At 39.5% G+C, this 6,691-nt stretch carries 7 protein-coding genes; 4 read left to right on the forward strand and 3 right to left on the reverse strand.

The window, feature by feature from the left end; genetic code table 11:
* Positions 1-212 precede the first annotated feature (212 nt).
* Both CWB75_RS12360 and CWB75_RS12365 read left to right on the forward strand, forming a co-directional pair.
* A complete protein-coding gene (locus CWB75_RS12360; protein WP_138570804.1) occupies positions 213-788 on the forward strand; it encodes a chitin-binding protein in 576 nt (191 codons plus the stop codon).
* 150 nt (positions 789-938) lie between these two features.
* Positions 939-3,011 (forward strand): S9 family peptidase, encoded by a 2,073-nt coding sequence (locus CWB75_RS12365; RefSeq protein WP_138570805.1) that lies wholly within the window; start codon positions 939-941, stop codon positions 3,009-3,011.
* Between the two features lie 64 nt (positions 3,012-3,075).
* Here the strand turns inward: CWB75_RS12365 and CWB75_RS12370 are convergent, their stop codons facing one another.
* The gene (locus CWB75_RS12370) at positions 3,076-3,549 is read right to left on the reverse strand and encodes a Dps family protein (protein ID WP_138570806.1); all 474 of its coding nucleotides are present in this window, start codon (positions 3,547-3,549) and stop codon (positions 3,076-3,078) included.
* A gap of 399 nt (positions 3,550-3,948) precedes the next feature.
* On the opposite strand from CWB75_RS12370, the gene CWB75_RS12375 reads away from it, so the two are divergent.
* Positions 3,949-4,158, forward strand: coding sequence for a hypothetical protein (locus CWB75_RS12375; protein ID WP_008112863.1), 210 nt, complete (start codon positions 3,949-3,951; stop codon positions 4,156-4,158).
* Here the strand turns inward: CWB75_RS12375 and CWB75_RS12380 are convergent.
* Together CWB75_RS12380 and CWB75_RS12385 are read right to left on the reverse strand one after the other, a co-directional pair.
* Positions 4,155-4,760, reverse strand: a complete 606-nt coding sequence (locus CWB75_RS12380; RefSeq protein WP_010392243.1) for a PGAP1-like alpha/beta domain-containing protein — start codon at positions 4,758-4,760, stop codon at positions 4,155-4,157. The genes CWB75_RS12375 and CWB75_RS12380 overlap by 4 nt on opposite strands.
* Before the next feature lie 184 nt (positions 4,761-4,944).
* On the reverse strand, positions 4,945-5,481 hold the full coding sequence (locus CWB75_RS12385; protein WP_008112865.1) for a YaeQ family protein: 537 nt from the start codon (positions 5,479-5,481) through the stop codon (positions 4,945-4,947).
* A gap of 91 nt (positions 5,482-5,572) precedes the next feature.
* On the opposite strand from CWB75_RS12385, the gene ylqF reads away from it, so the two are divergent.
* Positions 5,573-6,517 (forward strand): ribosome biogenesis GTPase YlqF, encoded by a 945-nt coding sequence (ylqF, locus tag CWB75_RS12390; protein ID WP_010392245.1) that lies wholly within the window; start codon positions 5,573-5,575, stop codon positions 6,515-6,517.
* Positions 6,518-6,691 lie beyond the last annotated feature (174 nt).

Raw genomic sequence — 6,691 nt, forward strand, 5'->3', positions numbered from 1 at the left:
AAAGCCAACCGTTAAAGCGGTTGGCTTTTTTATTTTTATGATTTTATACTTAAGTATTGTTTTTAAACTTCAGTTACATTCTTTTGTTTGATTGTTGTGACGTTGCTGATTACAATGGTTGATGTTGGTTAACGCATATTAGCCTACGAGCTAGTTTGCCTGTTGTAAGCCATATGATATGGGCGAGACGTTTGACTCTTTAAGGTGTTGCAGTGTTTATACATTCATCATTAACGTGTGGAGAATGGTTAACTATTGGTTGTCTTGGGCTGGATCAGTATAGCCAGCTATTTGTTGGTGATACGGTTAGTGTGAGCTTTTACGATGAGCATGGCGAATTAACTCAGCTAGCGTTTGATTATGAAATACTTTCCCCTGAACAGGGAGAACCCCATGCTTGGAGTTTACTGGTAGTTGAGCATATTAATATGCATATTCCACTGGTGTGCGCTGGCAGAATGACAGAGCAAGGATTGGTTGTTGCGTATCGACATAACAAAATATTTGCACTTGAAAGCAGTGGTATTTGTAGCGCGGTGGTCCATATTAATCGCGCTGAAAAAAATAAAAAATTAATTGCTGTAAATAGCCTTGGATACGACGCAATTTATCCTCAAAATGGCGATATGTATAGTGCGGGCACCAAAGTATTACAGCCAAAAACTGGGCATATATACCAGTGTAAGGCATGGCCATTTAGCGAATTTTGCCGTGTAGATGAGCATAACACTATGTTTGAGCCTGGCGTTGGCGAGAGCTGGACTATGGCTTGGCAGCAAATACAGTAAATCAACTTCCCTTAGGTATAACGACAACAATAAAATTCACGTAGTTTTTAGTTATCGAATTTATACCGCTTTAGCCCACTCAACTATGAGTGGGCTTTTTTATTTTTATGATAAACTGGCCGCCATTGTTATTTTTTAAGCGGTTTTTTTGTGTCTTCTTCTGATTATTCTTTAAGCTTATTGCCTAATTTTCCTATTGCTAAAAAGCAACCTTATGCGCTTACAACTCACGCAAAAACACGCAGTGATGATTATTATTGGATGCGCGATGATGAACGAAAAAGTGCCGAAATACTCGCGCATTTAGCACAAGAAAACGCTTATTGTGATGGTCAATTAGCCCCTATTAAGCCATTACAAAGTGCATTATTTGAAGAGCTTAAAGGCCGTATTGTAAAAGATGATAACACTGTACCGGTAAAAGACGGCCAGTATTGGTATCACTCAGAGGTTCGCGGAGATGATGAATATGCACGCCATTACCGCAGTAGCAGTATGGCAATGGCTAATAAAGTGTTGCTACTTGATGTGAATGAACTTGCTAACGGCTATGAGTTTTATGAGCTAGGGGAAGTGGCGCTGAGCCCCAGTGAGCAATTAATGGCATACTCTGAGGATACCGACGGCAGGCGTATTTACACTGTTCGCTTTAAAGATTTAAACAACGATAAAATGCTCGACGATGTACTTGAAAATACCGAGGGGCAAGTTGTTTGGGCGAACGACAATCAAACCGTATTTTATGTAAAAAAGGATTTAAAAACCTTATTGGGTTATCAAGTTTTTAGACATGAGCTAGGGACCGAGCAAGACCAAGATGTGTTGGTATATGAAGAGCAAGACAGTAGTTTTTTTATGGGGTTGGGTAAAAGTCGTGATGAAAGCTTAATTATTATCGATTTAGCAAGCACAGAAACTAACGACATGTGGATACTTGATGCCAATCAACCCCATGGCGAATTTACTGCTTTAATGCCGCGTGAAGAGGGCCATGAATTTGATATTGATAAGCTCGGTGATACTTTTTATATAGTGACTAACTGGCAGGCTAAAAACTTTAGATTAATGACCGCGACAAGCAATACCATTGCTGATAAAAACCAGTGGCAAACACATACCCCTCATCGTGAAACTGTATTATTAGAAGGCGTTGAACTATTTAATGACTTTTTAGTGCTTAGCGAGCGCGAACAAGGCCAAGCACGCTTTGTTGTGGTTAATCAAAACGCCGAGCGAATGAACCTTGAGTTTGATGATCCTTGTTACTACGCCGCTATTGCGATGAACCCAGAGCCAAGTGTAACCCATGCACGCATTTACTATTCGAGCTTAACGACTCCTGGCTCGCTTTATAATGTTGATTTAACCACAGGCGAAAAAACCTTACTTAAACAACAAAAAGTACTCGGTGATTTTAACGCAGAAGACTACCAGTCAGAGCGACTTATGGTAAGCGCTCGAGATGGGGTAAAAGTGCCGGTGTCGTTGGTATATCGTAAAGATAGCTTTAAAAGAGATGGTTCAAATCCGTTGTTTCAATATGGTTATGGCGCATATGGGATCACCATAGATCCTAGTTTTTCGAGTACGTCACTTAGCTTACTCGACCGTGGTTTTGTTTATGCGATTGCGCATGTGCGTGGCAGTGAAATGCTAGGGCGTTCATGGTACGAACATGGTAAAAAACAGCATAAACAAAATAGCTTTAATGACTTTATAGATGTAACCAAAGCGCTCACTGAGCAAGGATACGGCAAAAAAAGTAAAGTGTTTGCCTCTGGTGGCAGTGCTGGGGGGTTATTAATGGGAGCTGTGGTAAATCAAGCGCCTGAACTTTACTGTGGAGTGGGCTGTCATGTGCCATTTTTAGATGTGCTCACCACCATGTTAGATGAAAGCATTCCGCTTACAACAAATGAGTATGATGAATGGGGTAATCCAAATGACCCTCATTTTTACGAGATTATTGAAGCGTATTCACCGTACGACAATATTAGTGCGCAACACTACCCCAATATATTGGTGACGACCGGCTTGCACGACTCACAAGTACAGTATTGGGAACCAATGAAATGGGTGGCTAAAATGCGTGAATATAAAACCGATGATAATATTTTAGTGTTTAAAACCGACATGGATGCAGGGCATGGTGGGGCATCGGGTCGCTTTAAGAGCTTAGAAGAAAAAGCGCTAGAAATGGCCTTTTTTATCGCTTTGTCATAGCCAGTATATGATTATCACAAAAAAGCCTCAGTCATAACTGAGGCTTTCTATTTTTCAAAATAACTTAATCTAGGTAGGCTTTTAACATCCACACTAGTTTTTCTTGCTCTTTAATGTAGTCACTCATTAATGACGCGGTACCTTCATCATCAGCTTCAGCGGCTTGTGCAAGAATATCGCGCTGCATTTTAATTAAGCTGCTGTATCCGGCAAGTAAGTTCTCTACTGCGGTTACGCCATCGCTGATCCCTTTTGCTTCTTTAATTTCACTTACTTCTAAGTAATCTGAAAACGCATGTAGCGGTGCACCATCAAGCGTTAAAATACGTTCAGCGATTTCATCTACTTTTAATAGTAGTAAGTTATAAATTTCTTCAAACTTTAAATGTAATTCAAAAAAGTTTCGGCCTTTAATATTCCAGTGAAAACCGCGCGCATTCATATATTGAATTTGATAGCTGCTTAAAAGCGTATTCAGTGACTTAATAATATCTTCACTTTTTGTACTGTTTAAACCAATTACATTTACTTGCGACATACCTTGCTCCTTAAATAACCGTTTTTATGAATTTTCACATATTGCTCAGTAAAATAAGTATTGCTCATAATCGTCTATGAATAAAATCGTTTATACATATTGATGCCATAGCTAAAAGCTATCAGCGTATCTGTGGTTTTATAAATGAATTAACTAACGCTGTTCAATAGATATGGGTTGTGTTTATAAAAATACTACCTTGAGCAGCGAAATTGTTTATTTTGTGAGTACAAAATATGATCTAAAACAAGCTTTTGAAAGGCTCAGCACAGACTTATTTTATTTATTGATTTAGGTCAAAAAACGCGCACAAGTAAAGCGCATAATCAATATAACCCAACCTGATAGAGAGTACTTTATTAAGTTAAGGGGCTACTTGATTAGATGCGGAGAGAAATAATGGAAGCTAAAACACGTAAAGAGAATAAAGCTGAACTCATCGTTATTGGTATTGCTTTGGTCGCGTTTGTTGTTGGATTAGTTGCGCACTTAGCGGGTGCGAGTTTTGCAAACTCTGATACCTTTGGTTACATCGCTGCACCCATGCCGCTGGTGTTAGGTATTATATTTTTGATCAGCTATAAAGTGGCCGCTGCAGCTGAGGACTAAATGTCCTCGTTCAAGCGCTCAAGAATATAATTAACGACTTGGCGAGAGTAAATCATACTGGTATGGCTTAAATGAAACACCTTGTGTTCAGCCATACCTTTGAGTTTGGTTTCATCTAGTAATACGGTGCCATCAGAGCGGCTGCCTTTTACAATGAGTGGCATTAAGCCAATCGGTAAGTCGCCGGCAATGCTATATAGCTTGGCTTTAAAAGGCCAATCACCATTTTTTGAGAGTAAAAATTCAACACTATTTTTTAATAATAGCTCAAACCCTTTTTGTTGCATTTTCTCAGCAATATGACTGCCAGTATGTGGCGTACCTAAGGTGATCACCTTTTCAACATGGTGACTTGGCGCTGAGTTTGCTTCTAAGTAGGCGCGGGCAACTAAGCCTCCCATAGAGTGGCAGACTAAAGCAGAAGGCTCATTGCTAATAAACTCATCTATTTGCGTAAAAATAGCATCTCGATTAGGGTCTCGAGTATTGTAGGTTAAGTTTAAAACTTTAACCCCCGACTCTTCTAGACGCGAACATAACGGGCGCATAACCAAGCCAGACATATACAAGCCATGTAAAACAATAACGCGTTTAACTTTCATACGCCTCCAAATACCAATTTTATTAAAAACATGATCATTCTAGCGTATTAAATAATCCGCTACCTGCGTTAAAAATTATTTATATAGAGCAACTATATGTCATCATTTTCGCCTTGTTATCGACTTATTTCTTTGTCGCTATAATGGATAACTAATTTAATGCAATTGGTATAACCTATTCTAATTACATTAATTGCTGAGGTTTTATCTCAATGTTAGTGGTGTCGGTATTAACCCAAACTTCACCATCTTGAATGGTAATAGCCAATTTAATATTACGATCAACCAACGCAGCTAATAACTGAGTAGCAGCATAATCAAGGCTAAAAATGCTTAAGTTTTTAAACTCGTACAATTTAGGCTGATGCTTTTGCCACCAAATAGCTTGGTTATTCTCGCCATAGGTATATAAAACTACTTTTTTAGCTTTATTACAGGCTTTTTTAAGGCGCTTTTCATCTGGTAACCCCAGCTCAATCCACAGCTCTATTTCTTCGCTGTAATTGACATGCCAAAGCTCCGGCTCATCATCAGCACATAAACCTTTAGTAAACTCTAATCCATCACAGCTATTAAGTGCAAACGCTAGTAAGCGGATCATCAAGCGCTGCTCAGTTTCTGAAGGGTGTTGTGCCAAGGTTAAATTAAAGTCTTGGTATACGTGACGGTCCATATCGCTAAGCGATAGTTGCGCTTTAATAATGGTAGATTTAAGAGCCATAATATCTAATCTGAAAAAATTTGCGCCAGTATAGCGCAATTAAATGAATTGCCAGTTAAAATAGCTACAAATTATATGTTAGGAGTTAAAAATGGCTATCCAGTGGTTCCCTGGGCACATGAATAAAGCCCGAAATGAAATTAAAGAAATAATGCCACAAATGGATGTGATCATTGAAGTGCTAGATGCGCGCATTCCTTACAGTAGCGAAAACCCGATGGTGGCTACCCTGCGTGAAGGTAAGCCGGTCATCAAAATTCTCAATAAAGCCGATTTAGCTGATCCTAAAATGACGCAAACCTGGAAAGACTATTTTGAGCAAGAAAATGGCGTAAAAGCCATTGCATTTGGTAACGATAAAGCGGCTGAAGTGCATCGAATTAATGAGCTATGTAAAAAGTTAGTGCCACATAAAGTCGGTGCCGATAAGCAAATTAAAGCCATGATCATGGGTATTCCAAACGTAGGTAAATCTACGCTTATTAATGTGCTTGCTGGGCGTATAGTGGCTAAAACAGGTAACGAGCCTGCAGTAACTAAGGCGCAGCAACGTATTAAGCTTGATGATGGCATTATGCTTTACGATACGCCAGGGATGCTGTGGCCAAAAGTAGAAAACGAAAACTCAGGTTATCGTTTAGGCGCAACCGGTGCGATACGTGATACCGCTATTGAGTACGAAGAAGTAGCAAGTTACACCGCTGAGTATTTATTGCATGCTTATCCTGAGCTTTTAAAAGCACGTTATAAGTTAGATGAGCTACCAGAAAGTGATTGGGAGTTTGTTGAAATGGCGGGTAAAAAACGTGGCTGTATTCGCGGTGGTAACCAAATCGATACGTATAAAATGTCAGAAATTCTAATTAATGAATTACGAGATGGTATTATTGGCCGCATCACCATGGAAACACCTACCATGCGTGAAGAGGAAGAAATAATGGTGGCTGGATTGCGCGCTGCTGCAGAGGCTAAAAAGCAAGCCAAAGAAGAAGAGAAAAAACAACGCCGAGCACGTGCACGAAAAAACCGCCGTTAATTTTTAAAGCGTAGGTTAAAGCCTTACGCATTAAATTACAGACATAAAAAAAGCCCGTAAGGGCTTTTTTAGTTTCATATCTACCGTCACCGATATGAGCAATGTAGCAAGTAAATGAGTAGGGCGGAAACAGGTCATAAACAGCAAGGGGCGTTGTGGTTTATAACAAGATTG

Source organism: Pseudoalteromonas sp. S1608, assembly GCF_005887265.1.
In the GTDB taxonomy this organism is placed as follows: Bacteria; Pseudomonadota; Gammaproteobacteria; order Enterobacterales; family Alteromonadaceae; genus Pseudoalteromonas; species Pseudoalteromonas undina.